Origin of the sequence: Azospirillum lipoferum, assembly GCF_024170005.1 — a bacterium.
In the GTDB taxonomy this organism is placed as follows: domain Bacteria; phylum Pseudomonadota; class Alphaproteobacteria; order Azospirillales; family Azospirillaceae; genus Azospirillum; species Azospirillum lipoferum.
In genome coordinates, this window is record NZ_JALJXJ010000002.1 from 652,663 (window position 1) to 675,751 (window position 23,089).

General features: G+C 67.4%; 27 protein-coding genes and 2 tRNA genes. 10 read left to right on the top strand and 19 right to left on the bottom strand.

Translation table 11 applies throughout. The features are described 5' to 3' along the window. Window positions 1-42: 42 nt before the first annotated feature. From fabI to J2848_RS07055, 12 genes are all read right to left on the bottom strand, one after another. Window positions 43-828 carry an enoyl-ACP reductase FabI gene (fabI, locus tag J2848_RS07000; protein ID WP_149229858.1) on the bottom strand — a complete coding sequence of 262 codons (786 nt, stop codon included), beginning with the start codon at window positions 826-828 and terminating at the stop codon, window positions 43-45. Between the two features lie 321 nt (window positions 829-1,149). Continuing rightward, complete coding sequence (locus J2848_RS07005) at window positions 1,150-1,590, bottom strand: YgaP family membrane protein (RefSeq protein WP_149229857.1); 441 nt, start codon at window positions 1,588-1,590, stop codon at window positions 1,150-1,152. A 60-nt stretch (window positions 1,591-1,650) separates the two neighbouring features. Continuing rightward, window positions 1,651-2,550, bottom strand: a complete 900-nt coding sequence (locus J2848_RS07010) for a PRC-barrel domain-containing protein (protein WP_170306947.1) — start codon at window positions 2,548-2,550, stop codon at window positions 1,651-1,653. 83 nt (window positions 2,551-2,633) lie between these two features. Further along, complete coding sequence (gene ureG, locus J2848_RS07015; protein ID WP_063635068.1) at window positions 2,634-3,278, bottom strand: urease accessory protein UreG; 645 nt, start codon at window positions 3,276-3,278, stop codon at window positions 2,634-2,636. Next, window positions 3,275-3,991, bottom strand: a complete 717-nt coding sequence (locus J2848_RS07020) for an urease accessory protein UreF (RefSeq protein ID WP_246193673.1) — start codon at window positions 3,989-3,991, stop codon at window positions 3,275-3,277. Before J2848_RS07020 ends, ureG begins: the two co-directional genes overlap by 4 nt. Continuing rightward, window positions 3,975-4,457, bottom strand: coding sequence for an urease accessory protein UreE (locus tag J2848_RS07025; RefSeq protein WP_149229854.1), 483 nt, complete (start codon window positions 4,455-4,457; stop codon window positions 3,975-3,977). The genes J2848_RS07020 and J2848_RS07025 overlap by 17 nt, the downstream gene beginning before the upstream one ends. After that, window positions 4,457-5,299 (bottom strand): glutamate racemase, encoded by an 843-nt coding sequence (gene murI / locus J2848_RS07030; RefSeq protein ID WP_149229853.1) that lies wholly within the window; start codon window positions 5,297-5,299, stop codon window positions 4,457-4,459. The genes J2848_RS07025 and murI overlap by 1 nt, the downstream gene beginning before the upstream one ends. Window positions 5,300-5,443: 144 nt before the next feature. Continuing rightward, entirely contained in the window at window positions 5,444-7,153 is a 1,710-nt protein-coding gene (ureC, locus tag J2848_RS07035) for an urease subunit alpha (protein ID WP_149229852.1), read from the bottom strand. Window positions 7,154-7,179: 26 nt separating this feature from the next. Next, the gene (locus tag J2848_RS07040) at window positions 7,180-7,485 is read right to left on the bottom strand and encodes an urease subunit beta (RefSeq protein ID WP_149229851.1); all 306 of its coding nucleotides are present in this window, start codon (window positions 7,483-7,485) and stop codon (window positions 7,180-7,182) included. Window positions 7,486-7,497: 12 nt separating this feature from the next. After that, a complete protein-coding gene (locus J2848_RS07045) occupies window positions 7,498-7,800 on the bottom strand; it encodes an urease subunit gamma (protein WP_085089984.1) in 303 nt (100 codons plus the stop codon). 124 nt (window positions 7,801-7,924) lie between these two features. Then, on the bottom strand, window positions 7,925-8,791 hold the full coding sequence (locus J2848_RS07050; protein WP_246193730.1) for an urease accessory protein UreD: 867 nt from the start codon (window positions 8,789-8,791) through the stop codon (window positions 7,925-7,927). A 96-nt stretch (window positions 8,792-8,887) separates the two neighbouring features. Further along, entirely contained in the window at window positions 8,888-9,538 is a 651-nt protein-coding gene (locus J2848_RS07055; protein ID WP_246193672.1) for a LuxR C-terminal-related transcriptional regulator, read from the bottom strand. A 455-nt stretch (window positions 9,539-9,993) separates the two neighbouring features. Between J2848_RS07055 and J2848_RS07060 the strand changes: the two genes are divergently transcribed. Further along, window positions 9,994-10,662 (top strand): LuxR C-terminal-related transcriptional regulator, encoded by a 669-nt coding sequence (locus tag J2848_RS07060; protein ID WP_149229848.1) that lies wholly within the window; start codon window positions 9,994-9,996, stop codon window positions 10,660-10,662. A gap of 114 nt (window positions 10,663-10,776) precedes the next feature. Here the strand turns inward: J2848_RS07060 and J2848_RS07065 are convergent, their stop codons facing one another. Next, window positions 10,777-11,349, bottom strand: coding sequence for a type 1 glutamine amidotransferase domain-containing protein (locus tag J2848_RS07065; protein WP_149229847.1), 573 nt, complete (start codon window positions 11,347-11,349; stop codon window positions 10,777-10,779). A 171-nt stretch (window positions 11,350-11,520) separates the two neighbouring features. On the opposite strand from J2848_RS07065, the gene J2848_RS07070 reads away from it, so the two are divergent. Continuing rightward, entirely contained in the window at window positions 11,521-11,877 is a 357-nt protein-coding gene (locus J2848_RS07070; RefSeq protein ID WP_149229846.1) for a hypothetical protein, read from the top strand. A 30-nt stretch (window positions 11,878-11,907) separates the two neighbouring features. Here the strand turns inward: J2848_RS07070 and J2848_RS07075 are convergent, their stop codons facing one another. The 3 genes from J2848_RS07075 to dcd all read right to left on the bottom strand — a co-directional run bounded on the left by J2848_RS07075 (window position 11,908) and on the right by dcd (window position 14,341). After that, on the bottom strand, window positions 11,908-12,378 hold the full coding sequence (locus J2848_RS07075) for a DUF2948 family protein (protein WP_149229845.1): 471 nt from the start codon (window positions 12,376-12,378) through the stop codon (window positions 11,908-11,910). A gap of 63 nt (window positions 12,379-12,441) precedes the next feature. Next, window positions 12,442-13,734: a UDP-N-acetylglucosamine 1-carboxyvinyltransferase gene (gene murA / locus J2848_RS07080; protein WP_149229844.1), complete on the bottom strand. Its 1,293-nt coding sequence runs from the start codon at window positions 13,732-13,734 to the stop codon at window positions 12,442-12,444. 52 nt (window positions 13,735-13,786) lie between these two features. Continuing rightward, window positions 13,787-14,341, bottom strand: a complete 555-nt coding sequence (gene dcd / locus J2848_RS07085) for a dCTP deaminase (RefSeq protein WP_014248468.1) — start codon at window positions 14,339-14,341, stop codon at window positions 13,787-13,789. A 165-nt stretch (window positions 14,342-14,506) separates the two neighbouring features. Between dcd and J2848_RS07090 the strand changes: the two genes are divergently transcribed. Beyond that, the gene (locus J2848_RS07090; protein ID WP_246193671.1) at window positions 14,507-14,947 is read left to right on the top strand and encodes a GNAT family N-acetyltransferase; all 441 of its coding nucleotides are present in this window, start codon (window positions 14,507-14,509) and stop codon (window positions 14,945-14,947) included. Between the two features lie 33 nt (window positions 14,948-14,980). On the opposite strand, the gene J2848_RS07095 is transcribed toward J2848_RS07090, so the two are convergent. After that, entirely contained in the window at window positions 14,981-15,133 is a 153-nt protein-coding gene (locus tag J2848_RS07095; protein WP_170306946.1) for a hypothetical protein, read from the bottom strand. 35 nt (window positions 15,134-15,168) lie between these two features. Then, window positions 15,169-15,507 carry a hypothetical protein gene (locus tag J2848_RS07100; protein WP_149229843.1) on the bottom strand — a complete coding sequence of 113 codons (339 nt, stop codon included), beginning with the start codon at window positions 15,505-15,507 and terminating at the stop codon, window positions 15,169-15,171. A gap of 167 nt (window positions 15,508-15,674) precedes the next feature. Between J2848_RS07100 and J2848_RS07105 the strand changes: the two genes are divergently transcribed. Genes J2848_RS07105 through J2848_RS07115 form a run of 3 tightly spaced genes read left to right on the top strand, consistent with a single transcriptional unit; the run spans window position 15,675 to window position 18,540 of the window. Next, the gene (locus J2848_RS07105; protein WP_149229842.1) at window positions 15,675-16,658 is read left to right on the top strand and encodes an NAD-dependent epimerase/dehydratase family protein; all 984 of its coding nucleotides are present in this window, start codon (window positions 15,675-15,677) and stop codon (window positions 16,656-16,658) included. Between the two features lie 32 nt (window positions 16,659-16,690). Next, a complete protein-coding gene (locus J2848_RS07110; protein WP_149229841.1) occupies window positions 16,691-17,695 on the top strand; it encodes an MraY family glycosyltransferase in 1,005 nt (334 codons plus the stop codon). 5 nt (window positions 17,696-17,700) lie between these two features. Next, complete coding sequence (locus tag J2848_RS07115; protein ID WP_149229840.1) at window positions 17,701-18,540, top strand: glycosyltransferase; 840 nt, start codon at window positions 17,701-17,703, stop codon at window positions 18,538-18,540. Here the strand turns inward: J2848_RS07115 and J2848_RS07120 are convergent. Further along, window positions 18,502-19,551 carry a glycosyltransferase family 2 protein gene (locus J2848_RS07120; RefSeq protein ID WP_149229839.1) on the bottom strand — a complete coding sequence of 350 codons (1,050 nt, stop codon included), beginning with the start codon at window positions 19,549-19,551 and terminating at the stop codon, window positions 18,502-18,504. The genes J2848_RS07115 and J2848_RS07120 overlap by 39 nt on opposite strands. 181 nt (window positions 19,552-19,732) lie before the next feature. Between J2848_RS07120 and J2848_RS07125 the strand changes: the two genes are divergently transcribed. The 4 genes from J2848_RS07125 (at window position 19,733) to J2848_RS07140 (ending at window position 23,015) form a co-directional block, all read left to right on the top strand. Beyond that, window positions 19,733-20,677 (top strand): UDP-glucose 4-epimerase family protein, encoded by a 945-nt coding sequence (locus tag J2848_RS07125; RefSeq protein ID WP_149229838.1) that lies wholly within the window; start codon window positions 19,733-19,735, stop codon window positions 20,675-20,677. A 45-nt stretch (window positions 20,678-20,722) separates the two neighbouring features. Further along, the gene (locus J2848_RS07130) at window positions 20,723-22,657 is read left to right on the top strand and encodes a polysaccharide biosynthesis protein (RefSeq protein ID WP_149229837.1); all 1,935 of its coding nucleotides are present in this window, start codon (window positions 20,723-20,725) and stop codon (window positions 22,655-22,657) included. 172 nt (window positions 22,658-22,829) lie between these two features. Next, window positions 22,830-22,904 (top strand) — tRNA-Thr (locus J2848_RS07135). A gap of 36 nt (window positions 22,905-22,940) precedes the next feature. Beyond that, window positions 22,941-23,015 (top strand) — tRNA-Thr (locus J2848_RS07140). The last annotated feature ends 74 nt before the right edge of the window (window positions 23,016-23,089 follow it).

Genomic DNA, 23,089 nt, shown 5'->3' on the forward strand with positions numbered 1-23,089 from the left:
GGAAATCGGCCGGCCTGAACCCGAGGCCGGATGTCGTCGGCCTTAGCCGACGATCGAATAGCCGCAATCGACATAGGTGGTGTCGCCGGTGATGCCCTTGGCGCCGTCAGTCGCGAGGAAGGCGGTCGTGTAGCCGACCTCCTCGATGGTCACCAGACGGCCTTCGGGAGCACGCTCGGCCGCCTTGTTCATCAGCTCGTCGAAATGGGCGATGCCGGAGGCGGCGCGGGTCTTGATCGGGCCGGGGGAGATGGCGTGGACGCGGATGCCCTTCGGGCCCAGTTCGGCCGCCAGATAGCGCACGCTGGCCTCCAGCGCGGCCTTCACCGGCCCCATGACGCCGTAATTGTCGATGACACGGTTGGCGCCGAAATAGGACATGGTGAACAGCGACCCGCCGTCCTTCATCAGTGGCTCGGCATATTTGGCCATGCGGATGAAGGAATGGCAGGAAACGTCCATCGCCTGCTGGAAGCCTTCGCGCGAGCAGTCGACGACGCGGCCGTGCAGGTCCTCCTTCGGAGCGAAAGCGATGCTGTGCAGCGCGAAGTCGAGTTTGCCCCACTTCTCGCCGATCTTGTCGAAGATGGCCTTCAGCTGGCCCTCGCCGGTGACGTCCACCGGTTCAAAGATCTCGGCCTCGAGCTGCTGGGCCAGCGGCTCGACGAACTTCTTGGCCTTGTCGTTCAGATAGCTGACCGCGAGGTCGGCGCCCATCGCGCGGAAGGCGCGGGCACAGCCCCAGGCGATCGACTGATCGTTGGCGATGCCAAGGACGAGCCCCTTCTTGCCTTCGAGCGTGGCGGCGGCGGGAATGATCGTGGTCATGGCGGACTGTCCTGCGGTCGGTGTGACGGGAGGAGCGGCCGCAACCATGGCGGCCTTTCGCCGGGTAAAGGCACGCGGCGTTCCTTGTGCAGCGCACCATAGACCAATCGCTGTGAGCCCGCAACGTGCAATGGACGCGATCCGCACATGCGCTTCAATCATTACGCAGCATTGCCTCACGCACAGTCAGTAAAAGCCGAAGTTGCCCAAATTCTGTGTTTCATTGATCTATATCAAAAACGGTCTGCCGGCACGGGACCGGCAGACCGTTTCTTGATGACATTTCTGTTATGGCATCAGGCCGCTTGCCTGATTGCCGGCTTACCGCGCAACGCCCGGGGTGAAGGAGGGTGGGTCGCTCGCCGGAAAGGATTCCTGGGAAGCCTCGTCGACGATCTCCTCCTCGCAGGTCTCCTGATAGATGTCGCCGGGATGGCGGGAATAGGGGTCGATGCCGTGTTCCACGTCCTGCGCCGGGATGGCGGCCCGGTCATTGTGCGACCAGTCGGCCAGCATCGCCTTGCCGGGGCAATAGCCGGTGAGGCCACGCGCGACCAGGGCGCCGCCAGCCAGCGCCATGGCGGCCCCAGTCCAGTTGGGCCGGCGCAGGCCCAGCACCGCCAGCACCACGCCGCCGGCCAGCGAGGCCAGCCTTTCGCTGTGGCCGACATTGATGCTGTAGCCGCCGCCGGGGCCATGGATGCGGTCATTGAGGCCGCGCAGGTTGCGCTGGGCCGTTTCGGTGATGGAAGAGAGTTCCATGTCGGTCCTCCTGAATGCGGATTCCGGTCGGGGATCGTCCGCCATCGGATCGTTATCGCGTCACTGTTGGGAAACCGGCGGCTGGGGGGTGCCGTTCCCGGACGGCGTCCGCGAGACGGATTCCGGTGCCGCCGGCGAAGCGCCGCCCTGCCCCATTCCCGCGCCGGGCGTCGCCCCGCTGGAACCGGCAGCGCCGCGTGCCTGCTGTAGTTCCTGATTCAGCCGTGCCACCTCCTGAGAGAGGCGCTGCACCTCCTGGCGCAGAGGGCCGGCCGAGGCATCGCCGCCGCCGGCCGAACCGGCGATGGCGGCCAGCGTCGCCGAATCGCGCATCCAATAGGGAGCGACGCCATAATAGGTGTGCACCGCCATCGCCCACTGGCGGTCGTTCATGTTGGGGCGGTTCCTGTCGTCGAAGCGGGGGGCGTTGGTCAGCTTGTCCTTCGGTACGTTCAGGACATAGCCGTCGCCAGACGGGGTGAACAGCGCCCAGGGAACCGCGAAATCGGCGTCGCCGATGCCGAGGAACCCGCCCAGCTCGACCACCGCATAGGCGACGCGCCCGGTGCCGGGATCGATGATCAGTTCGGAGATGCTGCCGAGATCCTTGCCGTCCGGGCTGCGCAGCTTGGCGTTCTCAAGATCGTCGGCGGCGATGGCGCGCGGGTGGGCGATGGAGTCCTGCAACGCCGTCGCCTCGCCCAGGATGGCTTGGCAGGCGGGGGCATTACCCTTCTGCGCCGCGGCCTGTGCCGCCTGCTGAAGGGAGCGCAGCTGTGCGGTTTCCTGCGGGGTCACCGGAGCGGCGGAGCCGGGGCCGGCAGCCTCGAGAGCCGCCGCCTGCTGTCCCAGCCGGTCGAGTCCGGCCGCGCAGTCGTCGGCCGCCAACGCGGGCGCGGCGACGGACAGGGTTCCCAGCGCGGCCAGCAGCAGGGCCGTTGCAGGGGTGGGGCGCGTCATCAGGGCATCCTCCGGCTTGAATCGTCTCATGCTGCATGAACAGCATGGTCAAGCCGGAGGTTCCCAGGGCGTCCTGCCGGTTGTCAGCCCGGCAGGGGCAAGCCGCCACGCTGGACGATGAAGGACTGGATGGCATCCAGCCCCTCGCCCGCCTTGACGTTGGCGAAGACGAAAGGACGGTCGCCGCGCATCTTGCGGGCGTCGCGATCCATCACCTCCAGGCTGGCGCCGACCATCGGGGCGAGGTCGGTCTTGTTGATGACCAGCAAATCCGACCGGGTGATGCCCGGCCCGCCCTTGCGCGGGATCTTGTCGCCGGCCGACACGTCGATGACGTAGATGGTGATGTCCGCCAGTTCCGGCGAAAAGGTGGCCGCGAGATTGTCGCCGCCCGATTCGATGAAGATCAGGTCGAGGTCGGGGAACTTGGCGTTCATCTGGTCGACGGCGGCGAGGTTGATCGAGGCATCCTCGCGGATCGCGGTATGCGGACAGCCGCCGGTCTCCACCCCCATGATCCGTTCCGGCTTCAAGGCACCGGAGCGGGTGAGGAATTCAGCATCCTCCTTGGTGTAGATGTCGTTGGTGATCGCCGCCACCTCCCAATCGTCGCGCATGCGCTTGCACAGCGCGTCGGTCAGCGCGGTCTTGCCGGAGCCGACAGGACCGCCGATGCCGACGCGAAGCGGACCGGCGTGGCTCTTTTCGATAGCGGGGAGAGCGCTCATGAGCGGAACAGCCTCGTATATTGGGTTTCGTGGATCATCGAGGTCCAGTCGACGGCCATCGCCCGGCCGCCGAGATCGTCGAGCGGGGCTGCCAGCGCCGCCTCGGCCGCTCGGTGGGTGATGGGGTCGAGGGCGGCCAGCGCCCGCTGCCCGTCGGTCTGGCCCAGCGGCACCAGCCGCACGCCGGCCGACACCAGATTGGCGGCGAAGGCATGCAGGTAGGCGGTCAGCGCCGGCCCCTCCGCCACGCCGATCAGTGCCGACGCCAGCGCCACCGCCACGGCATAAGCGACCGGTCGGCCGGTGCCGGCGATCACCGCATCCCAGCGTGCCAGCCCGTCGAGCGGCCATGCGGCGCGGATCGCCAGCAGGAAGGCCTGCCCCTGCGCCCGCGCTTCGAGTGCGGTCTCGGCGGAAGCGCGCAGGATGTCGGCCCGCTCCACCGCCCAGGCAAAACCGGCCTCGTCACCGGCCAGCACGGCACGGTGGGCGGCGGCGAACAGCATGCCGTCGGTCCGCCCGGCACCGTGGCGCAGGATCCCGTCGAGCCAGACGATCATCGTCGCCCGATCCCGCACCAGCCCCTGCTCCACCGCCGCTTCGATGCCATGGCTGTAGGAGAAGCCGCCGACCGGAAAGCTGGGCGACAGCCACGCCAGCAGGCGCGTCAGGGCGTGGGTGGAAACACTATCCAACTCAGTGCGAATGCCCATGCCCGCCGCCATGCGAGTGCCCGCCATAGGCGCCGCCCTCCGGCATGAAGGGCGCCGTCACGTCGCGCACCTCGGCCCCCAGCCCACGCAGCATGTCCTCGATCACATGATCACGGCGCAGGCGGATGGTATCGCCGACGATCTGCACCGGCAGGTGGCGGTTGCCGAGATGCCAGGCGACGCGGGCGAAGGCCTCGACCGGGCCGGGTACGCGGACCTCCATCAGCTCCTCAGGGGCGGCGACCACGCGCAGGAAGCTGCCGTCGCCCAGTTCCAGCCCGTCGCCATCGTCCAGCGCCACCGCGCGCGGCAGGTCGAGCAGGAAGGCGCCGCCGGCATCGTCGGTCATCGCCATGCGGCGGCGGAAGCGGTCGTCGAAGGCGAGCGTCACGGTGCCGGCCGCCTGCTCGACGGGCCAATGGCCGCGGGCGTGGACTCGGGTGGCGCGGCGGGTGGGGTCGGTCATCAGCGAAGCCGTTCGAAGGGGGTCGGGTGGCCGAAGAAGCGGCCAGCCAGTTCGCTGACCAGCGCCGCATCCCCGGTGGTGAAGAATTTCAGGCCCCGTTCGGCCGGATCGGGCCGGAATTCGGGGTGGCGGTCGAAATACTGCTCCAGCGAGCGGGCGGTCAGCGTCGGCTGGGACAGGATCTCCACCCCCGGCGGCAGGGCGCGGGCGAACAGGTGGCGGACCAGCGGGTAATGGGTGCAGCCCAGCACCACCGTGTCCAACGGTTGGCTGCCCATCTTGTCCAGCAGCACGCGGACATAGCCGGTCACCGTCGGCTCGATCTCGTCATCCGACGCGCCGCGCTCGATCAGCGGCACGAGGTCGGGGCAGGCCTGCTGCACGACGCGGACGGATGGGGCGCGCTTGCCGATCTCCCGCGGGAAGGAGCCGGAATTGACCGTCGCCGCGGTGGCGAAGATGCCGACGCTGCGCGGTTCGGCGAGATGGTCGGGCGGAACCGTGTCGATCATCCACGGCACGCGGGTGATCGCCTCCACCATCGGCACCAGCACGCCCAGCACGTTACGGCCGGGATGGGCAGACGGCAGCCATTCCTGCTGGAGCCGCCGCAGCGCGACGGCCGCGGCGGTGTTGCAGGCGATGACGATCAGCCGGCAGCCCTGGGCGAACAGCCGGTCCATCCCGGCCACGGTCAGCCGGTAGATGTCGTCCTCGCTGCGCGGGCCGTAGGGAGCTGCGGCATGGTCGCCGAGATAGACGAAGGGCCGGTCGGGAACCGCGTCCACCAGGGCGCGCAGCACCGTCAATCCGCCATGTCCTGAGTCGAATACACCGATCACCGACAAAACCTTGCTTGAATCCCCTTCTCCCCCTGGGGAGAAGGTCGGGATGAGGGGGTTCGGCGCAGCCGAAAAGGTCCGGCCTGCGCATCCCCCTCACCCTAACCCTCTCCCCGGGGGGGAGAGGGAATAAAAAAAAGCGCCTCAGAACAGGAAATACCGCTGCGCCATCGGCAGGACGTCCGCCGGTTCGCAGGTCAGCAGTTGCCCGTCCGCCCGCACCTCGTAGGTCTCCGGATCGACCTCGATGTGCGGGGTGGCGTCGTTGTGGATCATGTCCTTCTTGCCGACGGTGCGGGTGCCCTGGACGGCGATCAGCTCGCGGTGCAGGCCAAGCTGGCGGCCGACATCCAGCTCAAGCGCCTTGGCGCTGACGAAGGTCACGCTGCTGGCCTGCATCGCCCGGCCGAAGGCGCCGAACATGGGACGGTAATGCACCGGCTGCGGCGTCGGGATCGAGGCGTTGGGATCGCCCATCAGCGCGGCGGCGATGGTGCCGCACTTGATGACCATGTCCGGCTTCACCCCGAAGAAGGCCGGGGACCACACCACCAGATCGGCCAGCTTTCCGACCTCGACCGAGCCGACGACATGGCCGATGCCGTGCGACAGCGCCGGGTTGATGGTGTATTTGGCGATGTAGCGCTTGACCCGGAAATTGTCATTGTCGCCGGTCTCCTGCGGTAGCCGGCCGCGCTGCAGCTTCATCTTGTGCGCGGTCTGCCACGTGCGGATCACCACTTCGCCCAGCCGGCCCATCGCCTGGCTGTCCGACGAGATCATGGAGAAGACGCCCAGGTCGTGCAGGATGTCTTCCGCCGCGATGGTCTCGCGCCGGATGCGGCTTTCGGCGAAGGCGACGTCCTCCGGGATGCGCGGACTGAGGTGGTGGCACACCATCAGCATGTCGAGATGCTCGTCCACCGTGTTGATGGTGAAGGGCCGCGTCGGATTGGTCGAGCTGGGCAGCACATTGGCGAGGCTGGCCACCCGGATGATGTCCGGCGCATGGCCGCCGCCCGCCCCTTCGGTGTGGAAGGTGTGGATGGTGCGGCCCTTGAACGCCGCGATGGTGTCCTCAACGAAGCCCGATTCGTTCAGCGTGTCGGTGTGGATCGCCACCTGGACATCGAGCTGGTCGGCCACCGTCAGGCAGGTGTCGATGGCGTCCGGCGTGGTGCCCCAGTCCTCGTGCAGCTTCAGGCCGCAGGCGCCGGCGGCGATCTGCTCCAGCAGCGCGTCGGGGCGGCTGGTGTTGCCCTTGCCGAAAAAGCCGAGGTTGATCGGCAGCCCTTCGGCGGCCTGGAGCATCCGCTCCATGTGCCACGGCCCCGGCGTGCAGGTGGTGGCCGAGGTGCCGGCGGCCGGGCCGGTGCCGCCGCCCAGCATGGTGGTGACGCCGCTGTTCAGCGCCTCGTCCACCTGCTGCGGGCAGATGAAATGGATATGGGCGTCGATGCCGCCGGCAGTGACGATCTTGCCTTCGCCGGCGATCACCTCGGTGCCTGGACCGATGATGATGTCGACGCCGGGCTGGATGTCCGGATTGCCGGCCTTACCGATGGCGGCGATGCGCCCGCCGGTGATGCCGATGTCGGCCTTGACGATGCCCCAATGGTCGATGATCAGGGCGTTGGTGATGACGGTATCGACGGCTCCCTGATGACGCGAGCGCTGGCTTTGCCCCATCCCGTCGCGGATCACCTTGCCGCCGCCGAACTTCACCTCCTCGCCATAGACGGTGTGGTCGCGTTCGACCTCCACGATCAGGTCGGTGTCGGCCAGCCGGATGCGGTCGCCGGTGGTCGGGCCGTAGAGGGCCGCATACTCGGCCCGGTCGATGCGGTGCGCCATTGTCGTTCGCCCTTCCTGTCAGCCCGTCAGAGGGCGCCGTTGACCTTGCGGTTGAAACCGATCACCACCCGGTCGCCGCCGTAGGCGACGAGCTTCACATGGCGGGTCTGGCCCGGCTCGAAGCGCACCGCGGTTCCGGCGGGAATGTCCAGCCGGAAGCCGCGCGCCTTCTCGCGGTCGAAGGCCAGCGCGCTGTTGGTCTCGTAGAAGTGGAAGTGCGAGCCGACCTGGATCGGCCGGTCGCCGGCATTGGCGACGTCCAGTTCGATGGTGTCGCGGCCGTCGTTCAGCACGATCTCGCCGGGCGCCGGGAAGATTTCACCGGGTTTCATAGGCTCTCCCCCTCAACGGATCGGCTGGTGGACGGTGACGAGTTTGGTGCCGTCGGGGAAGGTGGCCTCGACCTGGATGTCGTGGATCATGTCGGCCACGCCGTCCATCACCTGATCGCGGGTCAGGACGGTGGCACCGTCACGCATCAGCTCGGCCACCGTGCGGCCGTCGCGGGCCCCTTCCACCACGTAATCGGTGATGAGGGCAACCGCCTCCGGATGGTTCAGCTTGACCCCACGCTCCAGCCGCCGCCGCGCCACCATCGCCGCCATCGCGACGAGCAGCTTGTCCTTCTCGCGCCCTGTCAGGTTCATCGGGGGATTGCCCTTTCGCCACCCTGTTCGTTGCCGGCGATTATGCCACGATGATGCGGCGCGCCAAGTGCGTCGTATGACGTAGAGGCTTGAAAGTGCTTGCGGCAGAGCTTGAACGCTACCGTCAAACCTCCCACAGCCGAGGCAGGCGGGTGGGCAGGCCGGCAGCCTCGCTGCGCAAACCCGACCACAGCACGGCATAGGCGCGGCGCACCGCGCGGGCATCACCGCCGAGGATGCGGACGATCAGCAGGCCGTCCAGCGCGGTGGCACCGATGCGCCCCCCCTTCAAAGGCTCGGCCAGCGCGCGGACGGCGTCGAGATGGGCCGCGGCATCGGGGGCGGCATGCAGCAGGGTGGCGCAGGCGGCGGCTCCACCGAAGCCGGCGGGGTGGGCCAGTACCTCGGCGATGTCGTCGTCCAGATGCAGGGCGTCGGCCCAGATCAGACGGCCGTCGCGGGCGACCTCCCAGGCGTCGCGGATCAGGCCGCGGGTGACCGTTTCGCCGAAGGCGGCCCGGCCGAAGACCAGCATCTCGCCGGCGATGATACGGCTCTCTCCCGACAGGTCGATCCGGGTCAGGCGGCGCAGGCGCGAGCCTTCGAAGACGATCGCCTCCTGCGGCATCCATTCCAGCCAGCCGCCATCCTCCACCGACAGCGTGGTGTCGATGCGGCAATCGGCGCCGGTGGAACGATAGACCTTTTCGGCCGCCTGCGTGGTAACCAGCGCCCTGGCACCAGGCCCGACGGACAGGGCGATGTCCATGCGATCGCCGCCGACCATTCCGCCGGACGTGGTGGCGAGCACCGCGATGGGAAGATCATCGCGGCGCGGCGTCGGCATCAGGACCCGCAGCGGATCATGGTGGTAGAGGGTCGCCAGCCGGGTCTCGCCGTGACGATGTTCGAACCGGACGGTCGCGGCGCCATGGACAGCGACCTTCTTTTCCTCGCGCACCGCCTCTTCCGGCCTGTCGGCCACCGCCACCTGAACCAAGCGCCCGCTCCCCAACTGGATGATGCGGGCGCCAGTCTGCCGGAAGCGGGGCCGTTCAGGCAATGCGGACGAAGACGCTGGACTTGTTCAGCCTTCCCCGGTGAAGCAGCCGTTGCGGGCGGCGACCACCGCCACCTGGGTGCGGTTGCGTACGCCCAGCTTCTGCATGATGGCGCGCACATGCACCTTCACCGTGCCTTCCAGCACACCCAGGCCGCGGGCGATCTCCTTGTTGGAATGGCCGGCCAGCAGCAGTTCGAAAACGTCGCGCTGACGGTCGGTCAGCCGGTCGAGGATGTCGTCGTTGCCACGCGGCCCGTCCGCCAGCGCCCCGTTCAGCACCGCGCGCGGCAGCGGCAGAAAGATGTCGCCGCTGAGCGCCAGCGAGATGGCATGCTCCAGCACTTCCGGCGGGCTGGTCTTCAGCACATAGCCGCGGGCACCCATGCGGACGCTGTCGACGATGTCAGCCACCTCGTCGGAGTTGGTGAGGATCAGGACCGGAACGTCGCCCAGCGTTTCCTTCAACCGGCGTAGCCCGGCGATGGCCCCACCTGCGTCCTCCTCCTCCCCGCGCGGCAGGCCCGGATCGTACAGGACAAGGGCCAGTTCGGGAGTCTGGCGGCCGATGTTCAGCGCTTCATCCAACGACCCGGCCTCCAGCACGCGCGTCCCGGGGTAGATTTCGCCGATGGACAGCGCGAAGCCATGGCGGACCATCGGCTGCTCGTCGACCACCAGAAAAATCCGCGTGGGATTGCCCGCGCTACGCGAACCACCGCGCGCTTGAAGCTCGAACTCCATCGTGTCCCCTTATTCTCAGCGGACCACTCCTCAGTAGGGCCAAGAACACCAAAAAGCCCCAATGCGAAAGCGGTTCATTCGCGCCGCTTCATGGCGCAGCTACCCCTAAATATCGAATGAATGGATCTGCGTTCATTTTCTCGCCAAATCCGATCTATTGGCTGTGACTTTCCTGGTCTCACCTTGCGCTGTTGGTTAATGAACCGTATAAATCATCCCGGCATGAAGCGTAAAGCCCGCTGTTCCGAACAATATTGTTCTAATTTTCTATGTTCGGAGTCTGCGTGGACCGGATCGACCGGTCCGGTCCTTACCCGGGATCTTTAGGCGCAGACCAAAAGGGGGGATCGCCGCCGCCCGGAGAAGGGCGGCCCAGCGGAGGATGATCGATGACGACATGGAATGTGATGCTGGTTGACCACGACCGGCTGTTTTCGGCGGCTCTGGCAACGTTGATCGGCGGCGGCCCCTTCCGGGTCAGCGCCCACGCGGCCAGCGCCGACGACGCGCTCGACCTGATCGCCGACAGCGAAGAACCTGACCTGATCGTGCTGGCGCTCCAGGACGGCATGCCCGAGGAGATTGCCGGCATCCGGCGCCTGCGCGACGGCACCTCCGCCCGGATCGCCGTGCTGGCCGACACCATCGCCGACCGCAGCCTGTCGCAGTCGCTGAAGGCCGGCGCCGATGCCTATCTGAACAAGAGCATGTCGAGCGAGAGCCTCTTGCGCTCCCTGCGGCTGGTGATGCTGGGCGAGGTGGTCTATCCGACCCATGTCGCCGGCCTGCTGATGGCCGCCGCCAACGAACGCCCGCAGCACCATCCGACTCCCATCGCCATGCCGCCCAGCGGCGACCTGTCGAAACGCGAGGTGCAGATCCTGCGCTGCCTGCTGGCTGGCCAGTCGAACAAGGCCATCGCGCGCAACCTGCACATCACGGAATCGACCGTGAAGATGCATTTCAAGAACGTGATGCGGAAGATCAACGCCCAGAACCGCACCCAGGCGGCGGTGTGGGCGATCCAGAACGGACTGTCGCCGCTGGTGACGGCGTAGCGTTCAGTCACCCGAGGCGACGGAGCGGCCCCCTCCATTCCCATGCTTTTTGCGTCGCCCGTGTCCCTCCCCCGCTTCGCGGGAGAGGGTCGGGGAGGGGGCATAAGCGCCCCCCTACTCCGCCGCGTGGCGATGGCCGGCATGGCGGCCTTCGCCGAACTCCTCAATCATCTTGCGGCAGAAGGCCGGAATGTCGTCGGGCTTGCGCGAGGTGACCAGGCCATGGTCGGTCACCACCTGCTCATCGACCCAGGTCGCACCCGCATTGCGCAGATCGGCCTGCAACGACGGCCAACTGGTCATGCGCTTGCCGCGCACGCCGTCGGCATCGATCAGCGTCCAGGGGCCGTGGCAGATTGCGGCGATGGGCCGGCCGGAAGTCACGAAGCTCTTCACGAACTCGATCGCCTTTGGCTCCAGCCTCAACGAATCCGGGTTCATGACACCGCCCGGAAGCAGCAGCGCATCGTAACGGCCGGCATCCGCCTGGTCCAGCCTCACGTCGACATCGACCATGTCGCCACGGTCATGGTGGTTCCAGCCCTGGATCTGCCCGCCCTTGGGTGCCACCACATGCACGGTGGCGCCGGCGTTGCGCAGGGCCTTCACCGGTTCAGTCAGCTCCACCTGTTCAAAGCCGTCGGTGGCGAGCACGGCCACGGTCTTTCCATCAAGCTTTCGAGCCATGGAGAGGTCTCCTTCGCTGTTTGCCGCGCCTGAGCCCTTTTGCGCCGGGCTCACCGCGTGACCTATGCCGCAGCAACCGGATTACCCCTGGATGGTTCCCTGGGAACTGTCCCGCAATTCCCATGTTGATTGTGACATAGGAGACACACATCAGCGATGGGAGCCCGAATCATGAGGTTCCAAACCCTGTTGGCCGGCCTTGCGCTGGCGGCTATCCTGCCCTTCGCCCAGATCGAGTCGGCCCAAGCGGCCGATCTGCGCACCGGCGACGATCTTGTCGGGCTGGAAGTGACCGGCCTGCTCGGTGAGGAATTAGGGCAGATCGTTTCCGTTTCGCCCAGCGCCGACGGCAAGGACCTCAGCATCCTGATCGAGGCCAGCGGCATGCTGGACGTCGGCCACCGCTTCTTCACCGTCCGCCGGTCGCAGTTGTCGCCGGGCGAGGACGAGGACACCATGACCTATAAGAAGACGGCGCAGGACGTGATCCGCCGCCTGCACGCCGATACCCAGGTCGCGGAACGCTGACCCCAGCATTCCGCACCGGGGTAGAAACTGTCAGGCTGGTTCGTCAGGATGGCAGGGTTTGCAGCCGGTCGGCCAGGGCTCGCCCAGATCCTCCACCACCATGCGCCAGGACAGCCCGTCCAGGCGCACGCAGCCGCCACCGGCGAAATGCAGGGCGATTCCGCCCTCCACCGTTTCCATCGACAGCAGCTCCATGATCCGGCCGCGGTCCTTCAGGTCGAAGCCGCGTAGTTTGGCCCCGGTCACTCCCTCCACCCGCAGGCCACAATGGACCCGCTCATAGGGAGCCAAATCGTCATCGTCGGCAGCGGGACCGGGGCGCGCACGGTCGGCGGCCTCCCAGCGGAAGCGGTTGACGACCATGACGAACCGCTTCTCGTCGGGTTGGAAGCACATGTCGCCGACCGGAAGGATGGCGTCCTGCAGGCAGGCGGAGACGACCTTCAGATCCTCCTCGTCTTCGGCAAGCAGGCGGATCGGGGTCATGGCTGAGGCCGTCATGTTCGGGGGCACCTCTCGGGAAAGGCCAACCTTGTGGGTATGGCGGAGGAGCACCCCCGCCGCTTACTCGTCGCCGCCGTGGATGCGTTCGATCTCCGCACCGCAGGCGGCCAGCTTCTCCTCCACCCGCTCATAGCCGCGGTCGAGGTGGTAGACGCGGTTGACCATCGTCTCCCCCTCCGCCGCCAGCCCGGCGAGCACCAGCGACACCGAAGCACGCAGGTCCGTCGCCATCACGGGCGCACCGGTCAGCCGCTCCACGCCGCGCACCAGGGCCGACGAGCCGTGGACCGTGATCCGCGCGCCCATGCGGGTCAACTCCGGCGCGTGCATGAACCGGTTCTCGAAGATCGTTTCCGTGATCATCGCGGCCCCTGTCGCCGTACACATCAGGGCCATCATCTGGGCCTGAAGGTCGGTGGGGAAGCCGGGGAACGGCTCGGTCATCACGTCGACGCCGTGCAGTTCACCGTTCGCGCGCGACACGCGGATTCCGTTCTCGATCTCCTCGAAGGCGACGCCAGCCGGGGCCAACGCCTTGACCGCCGCCTTGATCAGATCGAGACGGGTGTTCATGATGTCAAGACGGCCACCGGTGATGGCTGCGGCCATCGCGTAGGTGCCGGTCTCGATGCGGTCGGCCACCACCATGTGGCGGGCGCCGTGCAGCCGATCGACGCCCTCGATCACCAGCCGGTCGCTGCCGATCCCGGTGATCTTCGCCCCCATCTTGACCAGGCATTCGGCGAGGTCGGTCACCTCCGGCTCGCGCGCCGCATTCACCAGGATCGTGGTGCCCCTGGCCAGCGTGGCGGCCATCAGCAGGTTCTCGGTCGCACCCACCGACACCTTGGGGAAGACGTACTCCGCACCGCGCAGGCCGCCGGCCGGCGCCTTGGCGACGATATAGCCCGCGTCGATCCGGATGTCGGCGCCCATCGCCTCCAGACCCTTGATATGCAGGTCCACCGGGCGCGCGCCGATGGCGCAGCCGCCGGGCAGCGACACCTTGGCCTCGCCGCAGCGGGCGAGCAGCGGACCCAGCACCAGCACGCTGGCGCGCATCTTGCGCACCAGATCGTAGGGAGCGGTGGTGTTGGTGATGTCGCGCGCGGTGAAGTCCACGGCGCGGCCGGCGCAATCGCCGCCGGCTCCGGCCATGTGGATCGCCACGCCGTGCTGCAACAGAAGATTGCAGAGCGTGTTGATGTCGGCCAGGATCGGCAGGTTGGTCAGCGTCAGCGTCTCGTCGGTGAGAAGCGACGCCGTCATCAGCGGCAGGGCGGCGTTCTTGGCGCCACCAACGGTGATGGAGCCGTTCAGCGGGCGGCCGCCGCGGATGCGGATCTTGTCCATGGACCTGTTTCTTTCGCGGATGCGCTTCAGAAGGCGTTCAGATGAGGGGGACTCAGAGCCGGGGCAGCGTGACGCCCTTCTGCCCCATGTATTTGCCGGACTTGTCGGCGTAGGACACCTCGCACACGCTGTCGCCCTTCAGGAACAGGAACTGGCACAGCCCCTCGTTCGCATAGACCTTGGCGGGCAGCGGGGTGGTGTTGGAGATTTCCAGCGTGACATGGCCCTCCCACTCCGGCTCCAGCGGCGTGACGTTCACGATCAGGCCGCAGCGGGCATAGGTGCTCTTGCCCAGGCAGATGACCAGAACATCGCGCGGGATGCGGAAATACTCCACCGTGCGCGCCAGCGCGAAGCTGTTGGGCGGGATGATGCAGACGTCGGTCTTGCGGTCGACGAAGCTCGAATCGTCGAAGCGCTTCGGGTCGACGATGGCGTTGTCGACGTTGGTGAAGATCTTGAATTCGTCGGCGACCCGGGCGTCGTAGCCGTAGGACGACACGCCGTAGGAAATCACGCCTTCGCGCTTCTGGGTCTCGACGAAGGGCTCGATCATGCCCTTGGTCTCGGCCATCTCGCGGATCCAGCTGTCCGGCATGATGCCCATCGCGGGGGTACTCCTTGGCGTATCGATTGGATGGAGGGGTCGTGAAGGCTGGTTTGTAGCCGAGCGCGCGGCGAGGCTCAAGAAAAGCCGGGCCGCTTGTGGCGCATGGACGGTTCTTTATCACGGCGCTGGTCTTCGGCGCCGCGGCGGCTAAGCTTCGCCCCCATGAACCAGACGATGCAGCGCTTCACCCTGTCCGTGACGGACACCCCCGCCCCGACCGATCTGGCCCGTGTCTTCGACGGCTTGCGCGCCTACAACGAGGCCTCGCTCGGCCGTGCCTACGACCGCCGCGACCTTGTGGTGGTCGCCCGCGATGCGGACGGCACGCTGAAGGGTGGGCTGGTCGGCTACACCAACTGGGATTGGCTGTATGTCGACCTGCTGTGGGTCGACGACTCCACCCGCGGCAGCGGCCTCGGCGGCCGGCTGATGGCCGCAGCGGAGGCGGAGGCCAGGACGCGCGGCTGCCGCTGGTCGCGGCTCTACACCTACGACTTCCAGGCGCCGGGTTTCTATCCGAAGCTTGGCTATGACGTGTGGGCGGAGATGGAGGGCTATCCGCCGGGGCACAAGCAGATCTGGTTCAGGAAGGATTTGCTCTGAACGAGAGGCCCCTCTCCCGGGTCGGGAGAGGGACTATTCCCCCCGCTGCCGTGCCTGCTCCTTGCGCTTGCGCAGATTCTCGCGCAGGCGGGCGGCGAGGCGCTCGTCGCGGGCCGACGGCTTCTGCTTCACCGGGGCCAGCGGCGGGGTCAACGGCGGGGTCAACGTCTCGGCGGTGTCGTCCATCGGCGCGGCTCCGCAGCTGGCCTCGATGGCCGGCCTCAGTGGTCGGAATGATGAAGGATCTGGTCGCGCAGGCCGGTGTCGTACTCGACGCCGGTGGCGGTCAGGATCGCGGCGCCGGGAGTGCGCTTCACGATGCCCTTGCGCTCCAGGATGGTCCAGACGGCGTCGTTCTGCAGGCCGGTGGCATCCTTGGCGGCGACCACGGCATGGCCGAGGTGGAAGTGGTTGCCATGGGCATGCGGCAGGGCGGTGATCTGGAAGCCACCCTCCTCGTCCTCGGCCGGCTTGTTCTCCAACCGGGCGATCTCCTGCAGCAGGGTCAGGGTGCGCAGCTGCAGCGGGTTCAGGTTCAGCGGATTCTTCTTCGGGGGCATCGATGGTCCCATCGGTCCTGATGTGTCGCGGTCGCGCAGTAGACCGGCAGGGCGGATCGGCTGTCAAGCGTGCGAACCGGTCACAAGATACTCGCGGATGGAGGCTGGCGCACCGGCCGCCGGTGGGGCATAAGACCGACGGACCATAGTCATAAGGGTGTCGGACCATGACCATCCTCGTCACCGGGGCCGCCGGCTTCATCGGATCGCATGTCGCGGCGGCCTTGCTCGACCGCGGGGAAAGCGTGCTCGGCCTCGACAACCTGAACGACTATTACGCGGTGGCGCTGAAGGAGGCGCGGCTGGCCCGGCTGACCGGCCGCTCCGGCTTCCGCTTCATCAGGGCCGACATCTCCGACCGGAAGACGGTGGAGGGGCTGTGGCCCCAGTTCGCCGACGTGACCGGCGTGGTCCATCTGGCGGCCCAGCCGGGCGTGCGCTACTCCATCGAGAATCCCTATGCCTATGTCGACGCCAACGTCACCGGACAGGTGACTCTGCTGGAGGCGGCACGGCGCATGCCGGGCTTGCGGCATTTCGTCTACGCCTCGACCTCGTCGGTCTATGGCGCCAACCGCAAGATGCCCTTTTCGGTGGAGGATCGCGTCGACAGCCCGGTGTCGGTCTATGCCGCCACCAAGAAGGCGGCGGAGATGCTGGCCTTCACCTACAGCCATCTCTACCAGATGCCGATGACCGGCCTGCGCTTCTTCACCGTCTACGGCCCGTGGAGCCGTCCGGACATGGCGACCTGGCTGTTCGCCGACGCCATCACCGCCGGCCGGCCGATCCGCGTCTTCAACGGCGGCCTGATGAAGCGCGACTTCACCTATATCGACGACATCGTCGCCGGCGTGCTGGCCGCCCTCGACCGCCCCGCCCCGGTCGATGCCGGGACCGGTGCCCCGCACCGCGTGTTCAACCTCGGCAACAACCGGTGCGAGGAGCTGATGCGCTTCATCGGCGTGCTGGAACAGGCGATGGGACGCGAGGCGGTGAAGGTGATGGAGCCGATGCAGGCCGGCGACGTGCCGGAGACCGCCGCCGACATCGAACTGAGCCGTCAGGTGCTGGGCTTCGAACCGAAGACCCCGATCGAGATCGGCCTGCCGCGCTTCGTGGAGTGGTACAAGGGCTATCACAAGCTCTGACCTACCCCTCCCCTCCACCACCCCGAGTCACTATGAACTCCACCGCCTATTCGTCCGCGCTGATCGCCGTCTTCCTGCTGTGTCTGGCCGTCGGCTGGTACCTGTCGACGCGGGTGCTGCGCTATCTGCTCGCCAGCAGCATCATGGACATCCCGAACGAGCGGTCGAGCCATCAGGCACCCACCCCGCGCGGCGGCGGATGGGCGGTGATGCTGACGGTGGTGCCGGTCTTCGCCATCACCGGAATCGCTTTCGGCCGGCCGCTGGAGACGGGCACGGTGCTGCTGGGCACCATGGCGCTGATGGGGGTGTCATGGATGGACGACCGCCGTACCCTGTCGCCGCTGCTGCGGCTGATGGTGCAGGCGCTGGCGGTTGCGTTCGGGCTGCTGGCGCTGCCGGCGGACCAGCTGGTCTGGCAGGGCTGGCTGCCCTGGGGGGTGGACCGGGCGGCGACGGCTTTCCTGTGGCTGTGGTTCGTCAACCTTTACAATTTCATGGACGGGATCGACGGGCTGGCCGGCAGCGAGACGATCCTGATCGGCGGCGGCGTGGCGCTGGTGTCGCTGGTGATGGGCGATTTCGGGCTGACCGGAGTCGCCGGGGCGGCGCTGGCCGGAGCGGCGGCGGGATTCCTGACCCACAACTGGCGGCCGGCCCGCATGTTCATGGGCGATGTCGGCAGCATCCCGCTGGGCCATATCCTGGCCTTCCTGCTGGCCTCGCTGGCGGCCCGCGGCGATTGGGCGGCGGCACTGATCCTGCCCGCCTATTACCTGACCGACGCCACCATCACGCTGCTGCGCCGGCTGCTGCGCGGCGAGAAGATCTGGCAGGCGCACCGCGAACATTTCTATCAAAAGGCCGCCAAGGGCGTCGGCCGGCATGACCGTGTGGTGCTGACCATCATCGGCTACAGCCTCGTCCTCATTGTCGCAGCTTTGGCCGCCGGCATTTTCGGCGCCTGGACACTGGCGCCGGGTGCAATCGCCGTCGTGCTGCTGCTGGCGACGCTCACGCGCATGTCGAAGGCCTGATCCCGATGACCTCCGCGTTTCTGGACCTGTCCGTCGTCCTCTATCACCCTGATCCGGAGCTTCTGGCCCGCTCACTCGACACCATTGGCGCTGCCGCTGACCGGCTGGCGGAAGGAACCGGTGTGCAGACGCGGCTGTGGATCGTCGACAATGGTGCACCGGAGGGCGGCGATGCGGCGGCCAACCCGTTCCGGGCGCTGCTGAACCGTTATGCGGAGGCCGGCCGGCCGCCGGTGACGCTGATCACCGGGCATGGCAATGTCGGCTATGGTGCCGGGCACAATCTGGCGATCCGGCGGGGCGACGCGCCCTATCACCTGATCCTGAACTACGACATCCTGCTGGAACCGGACGCGCTGCTGGCCGGCTGGCGCTATATGGAGGCACACCCGCGCACCGTGCTGCTGACGCCCAAGGTGTTCGGTCCGTCGGGAGAGCAGGAGTTCCTGTGCAAGCGGCGACCGACCGTGCTGGACCTGGGTCTGCGCGCCTTCGCCCCCGCTGCTGTCAAGCGGCTGTTCGCCCGGCGGCTCGACCGCTACGAGATGCGCGACGTCACCCGCGATGCCGTCGTCACCGGATTGGAGCAGGTCAGCGGCGCCTTCATGCTGTTCCGGCGCGACACGCTGACCCGGCTGAGCGGCTTCGATGACGGCTATTTCCTCTATTTCGAGGATTTCGACCTATCGCGCCGGGCGATGGCGCTGGGCGAGATCGCCTATGTGCCGGACGTGCGCATGGTGCATTTCGGCGGCAAGGCGGCGCGCAAGGGCAGCGCGCACATCCGCATGTTCGCCCGCTCCGCCCTACGCTTTTTCAACACCCACGGATGGCGGCTGGTCTGAACGGCGCGACAGCGAACAGCCCGGCCGGCCGCGCGTCTTCAGCAGCAGCGGGTTCCAGGCGATCATGCCGGCGACCTCCCCCAGCGTTGCCTTGCGGTCCCGCTGGATCGTCCGGCGCTTGGCGATCATGCCCGGCAGACCGCACAGCGCGTCCCGGATGCCGCGGCCGATGGCGCCGGTACGCCCGCTGCCCAGGCTGCGGAACACCAGATAGACGACCAGCAGCGAATGGCCGGCGAAGGCCAGGGGCAGCAGCGGCAGCGGCATGTTCTTCACCATCGTCCACACCAGATTGCGGACACCGTGATACTGGGCGAAGGTGCCGTACTGCTTGGACACGCCGCTGCTGACATGCTCCACCACAGCGTCGCCGACCTGAACCGCCGGTCCGCCGCTGAGACGGATGCGGAAGCCGAGGTCGACATCCTCGCAATAACAGAAGAAATCCTCGTCGAAACCGCCGACTGCCTCGAAATAATCGCGCCGGTACATGGCGGCGGCGGCACAGGGCGAGAAGACCGCGCCGCTGTAATAGGGCGGCTTCAGCATGCGGCGGTAATTGACCCGCCAGGCGAAGCCGAAGATGGAATACTGGTCCCCCTCGCCGTCGATCATGCGGGGGTCGTGCGAGAAGAGCTGGGTCGAGCCGAACATCGCCACGTCGGGCTGCGCGTGGGCGGCGGCCTGCAGCCGCTCCATCCAGTCGCGGCGCGGAAAGGCATCGGGGTTCAGCGTGACGATCCAGGGGACGGTGGCGCCGGCGGCACCGATGTTGTTGGCCTTGGCGAATCCGACATTGCTGTCCATCCGGACCATGCTGAAGCGCGGATCGGCAGGCAAGGCGATGCCGTCGACGTCCTTAGAGGCATTGTCGACGATCACCACCTCGAAGGCGGGATCGGTCTGGTCGAGCAGACAGCCAATGACGCGATTGACGAAGTCTGCGCAATTAAAGCTGACGATGATGATCCGGCTGTGCCGATCATTTGCACCGTCGACGATGTGTGACATGTCTTGGTAGCGTCCTTATTCACGCGTCCCTCTCCAGCTTATAGCCATTCCTACACCCGACCGAAAGCTGGAAAAGGGTCTTGGGGCTTTGGGGGCTTTACGCCGTGGCGCCACCTGGCCAAACCGGATACTAAGGCATGGTGCTCTCCCTCATACGAATTCAAACCGGGCCACCCTGCACATGCGCGTTCTCCTGACCGGTGCCACCGGCTTCGTCGGCCGCCACACCGTCCCGCTGCTGGCCGCCCACGGACATCTGGTGCGTGCCGCCCTGCGCGGCGCCAAGGAAGGCCCGTGGGAGCCGGCGGTGGTCGGCGACATCGGCCCGGACACCGACTGGACCACGGCGTTGGCCGGCGTCGACGCAGTCATCCACATGGCGGCCCGCGTCCATGTGATGCGCGACAAAGCCGACGACCCGCTGGCGGAGTTCCGCCGCGTCAACACCGCCGGCACGATCCGGTTGGCGGAGCAGGCGGCCGCCGCCGGAGTGAAGCGCTTCGTCTTCCTCAGCAGCATCAAGGCGATGGTGGACGAAAGCCGCCCCACCCCGCTGGACGAGGCGACGGTTCCCAATCCCCACAGCCCCTACGGCGTCTCCAAGTTGGAGGCCGAACGGGCGCTGGCGGCGATCTCCGCCCGCACCGGCATGGAGGTGGCGGTGATCCGCCCGCCGTTGGTCTACGGCCCCGGTGCGGCCGGCAACATGCGCGCCCTGGTGAGGCTGGTGGCGACCGGCCTCCCGCTGCCGCTGGGTGGCATCCACAACCGGCGCAGCCTGATCTATGTCGGCAACCTCGCCGACGCCGTTGTGACGGTGCTGGAGCATCCCGATGCCGCCGGCCAAACCCTTCTGGTCCAGGATGGGGAACCTCTGTCGACCGCTGATCTGGTGCGCGCCATCGCCGCAGCACTGGGCCGGCCGGCGCGGCTGATCCCGGTGCCGCGCAGCCTGATGGCCCTGGGCGCGGCGCTGACCGGCATGCGCGCGGTGTTCGATCGGCTGGCAGGGACGCTGACGGTGGATGACGGTCCCATCCGCGAAAGGCTCGGCTGGCGCCCGCCGCATGACCTTGCGTCCGGGTTGCGCGCCACCGCGGAATGGTTCAAAGCTTCCCGCGGCTGATCGCGACGGCGAAACAAGCCGAACGAATGAACAAGGTTTAGCGGCATGCGTATCCCGTCCGCACGGGCATCCCTGGTGTTCCTGCACGATCTGGTCATGACCGGGGTCGCCCTGGTCGTTGCCCTGTACCTGCGGGTGGGCGGTTCCGCCTTCGGTCTGTATTCCGACGCCCTGACCATTGCGCTACCGGTGCTGGTCGGCGTTTCGGCGGCCGTCTTCCTGCTGTTCGGGCTTTATCGCGGCATCTGGCGTTACGCCTCCATCCCCGACCTGATGCAGGTGGTCCGCGCCGTCACGGTGGCGGTCCTGTGCTTCGTCCTGGCGATGTTCCTGCTGACCCGTGCGGAGCTTCTGCCGCGGTCGCTGCCGCCGATTCTGTGGCTGGTGCAGATGCTTCTGCTCGGCGGGCCGCGCTTCGCCTACCGCTTCCTGAAGGACCGCCGTTTCAGCTGGGCCGAGGCGGTGGAAGGCGTGCCGCGCATCCCCGTCCTGCTGCTGGGCGTCGGTGACGCGGCGGAGCTGTTCATCCGCTCGCTCGACCAGCCGGGCCAGTCGGCCTATCGCGTCGTCGGCATCCTGGACGACAAGGGCCGGCGGGTCGGCCATGCCGTGCGCGGCGTGCCGGTGCTGGGCGGTCCCGACGACCTTGAGCAGGTGGTCCAGGCGCTGGACCGCAAGCGCGAACGGCCGCAGCGGCTGATCGTCACCAAGGGCGATGCCGAACTGAAGGGATCGACCCTGCGCAGCCTGCTCGACCGGGCGGAGGCGCTTGGCCTGGTCCTCTCCCGCCTGCCCAGCCTGACCGAATTCAAATCGGCGCTCGGCGAAGGCAAGGGGGTGGAGGTTCGGCCGATCGCGCTGGAGGATCTGCTGGGCCGGCCGCAGGCGGTGCTGGACCGAGGCGCCATGTCCGGGCTGGTCGGCGGCCGGCGTGTGATCGTCACCGGCGCCGGCGGCACCATCGGCAGCGAGCTGGTCCGCCAGATCGCGGCACTGGGACCGGAACGGCTGATCCTGCTCGATGCCGGGGAGTTCAACCTCTACAGCATCGAGATGGAGGTGCGGGAGAAGTTCCCCGGCCTCGACCCCCGACCGGTCATCGCCGACGTGCGCGACCGCGACCGCATCATGCGCCTGTTCCAGGAGGAGCGCCCCGCCCTGGTCTTCCACGCCGCGGCGCTGAAGCATGTGCCGCTGGTGGAGGCCAACCCGTGCGAGGGCGTGCTGACCAACGTCGTCGGTACCCGCAACGTCGCCGATGCGGCGCGTGCCGCCGGCTGCCTCGCCATGGTGCTGATCTCCACCGATAAGGCGATCCGCCCGACCAGCGTGATGGGGGCGGCCAAGCGCTTCGCCGAGACCTATTGCCAGGCGCTCGACGTTCTGCCGCCTCGCGATGGGACGGAGCATGCCACCCGCTACATGACCGTGCGCTTCGGCAACGTGCTGGGGTCGTCGGGCTCGGTGGTGCCGCTGTTCACCCGGCAGCTGGCGAAGGGCGGCCCGCTGACCGTCACCCACCCCGATATGCGCCGCTATTTCATGACGGTGCGCGAGGCGGTGGAGCTGGTACTGCAGGCGTCCGCCCACGGCGCCACCCGTGCCGAGGACCGTGGCAAGATCCTGGTGCTGGACATGGGCGAGCCGGTGAAGATCGCCGACCTCGCCCGCCAGATGATCCGGCTGGCCGGCTATCGCCCAGGCGTCGACATCGAGATCGCCTATACCGGCCTGCGCCCCGGCGAGAAGCTGTTCGAGGAAATCCTGACCGCTGCGGAGGCGCCGAGCCGCACCGAGGCCGACGGCGTCTTCCTCGCCTCCCCTCGGCTGATCGACTATGCGCTGATCAACCGCGCGGTCGGTGAATTGGAGGTGACGGCACGGGCCGGCGACGGCGAGCGGGTTCTGTCGATCCTCGGCACCATCGTGCCCGATTTCCGCGCCGAAGCGGTGCTTCCGCCCGCCGCGACGCAGGCGTGATTGGAACCTGATCGGGGGGCTCGTTCCGGGCACGGAAAAAAGTGAGCGACGAGGTGATTTTAAGCGCTTGCATCCCCAAAAGGCCTGTGGCATAACCCGCGCCACTTCGGGGGGCGGTCAAGCCTGAACGCCTCACCCGGACGCGTCGCCCCGGCGATGATCGGTTATCGGGGCTGCCGTAGCTCAGTGGTAGAGCACTCCCTTGGTAAGGGAGAGGTCGAGAGTTCAATCCTCTCTGGCAGCACCATTCCTCCGATCCTGTCATCGGACGTCCGCATCTGGCGCTGCCGTAGCTCAGTGGTAGAGCACTCCCTTGGTAAGGGAGAGGTCGAGAGTTCAATCCTCTCTGGCAGCACCATTCCTCCCTTTTAAAAACTCCCCTTGAAAATCGGCTCATCGCTTCCTTGACCTTGCCGCCGAAAGGCCGCAAGA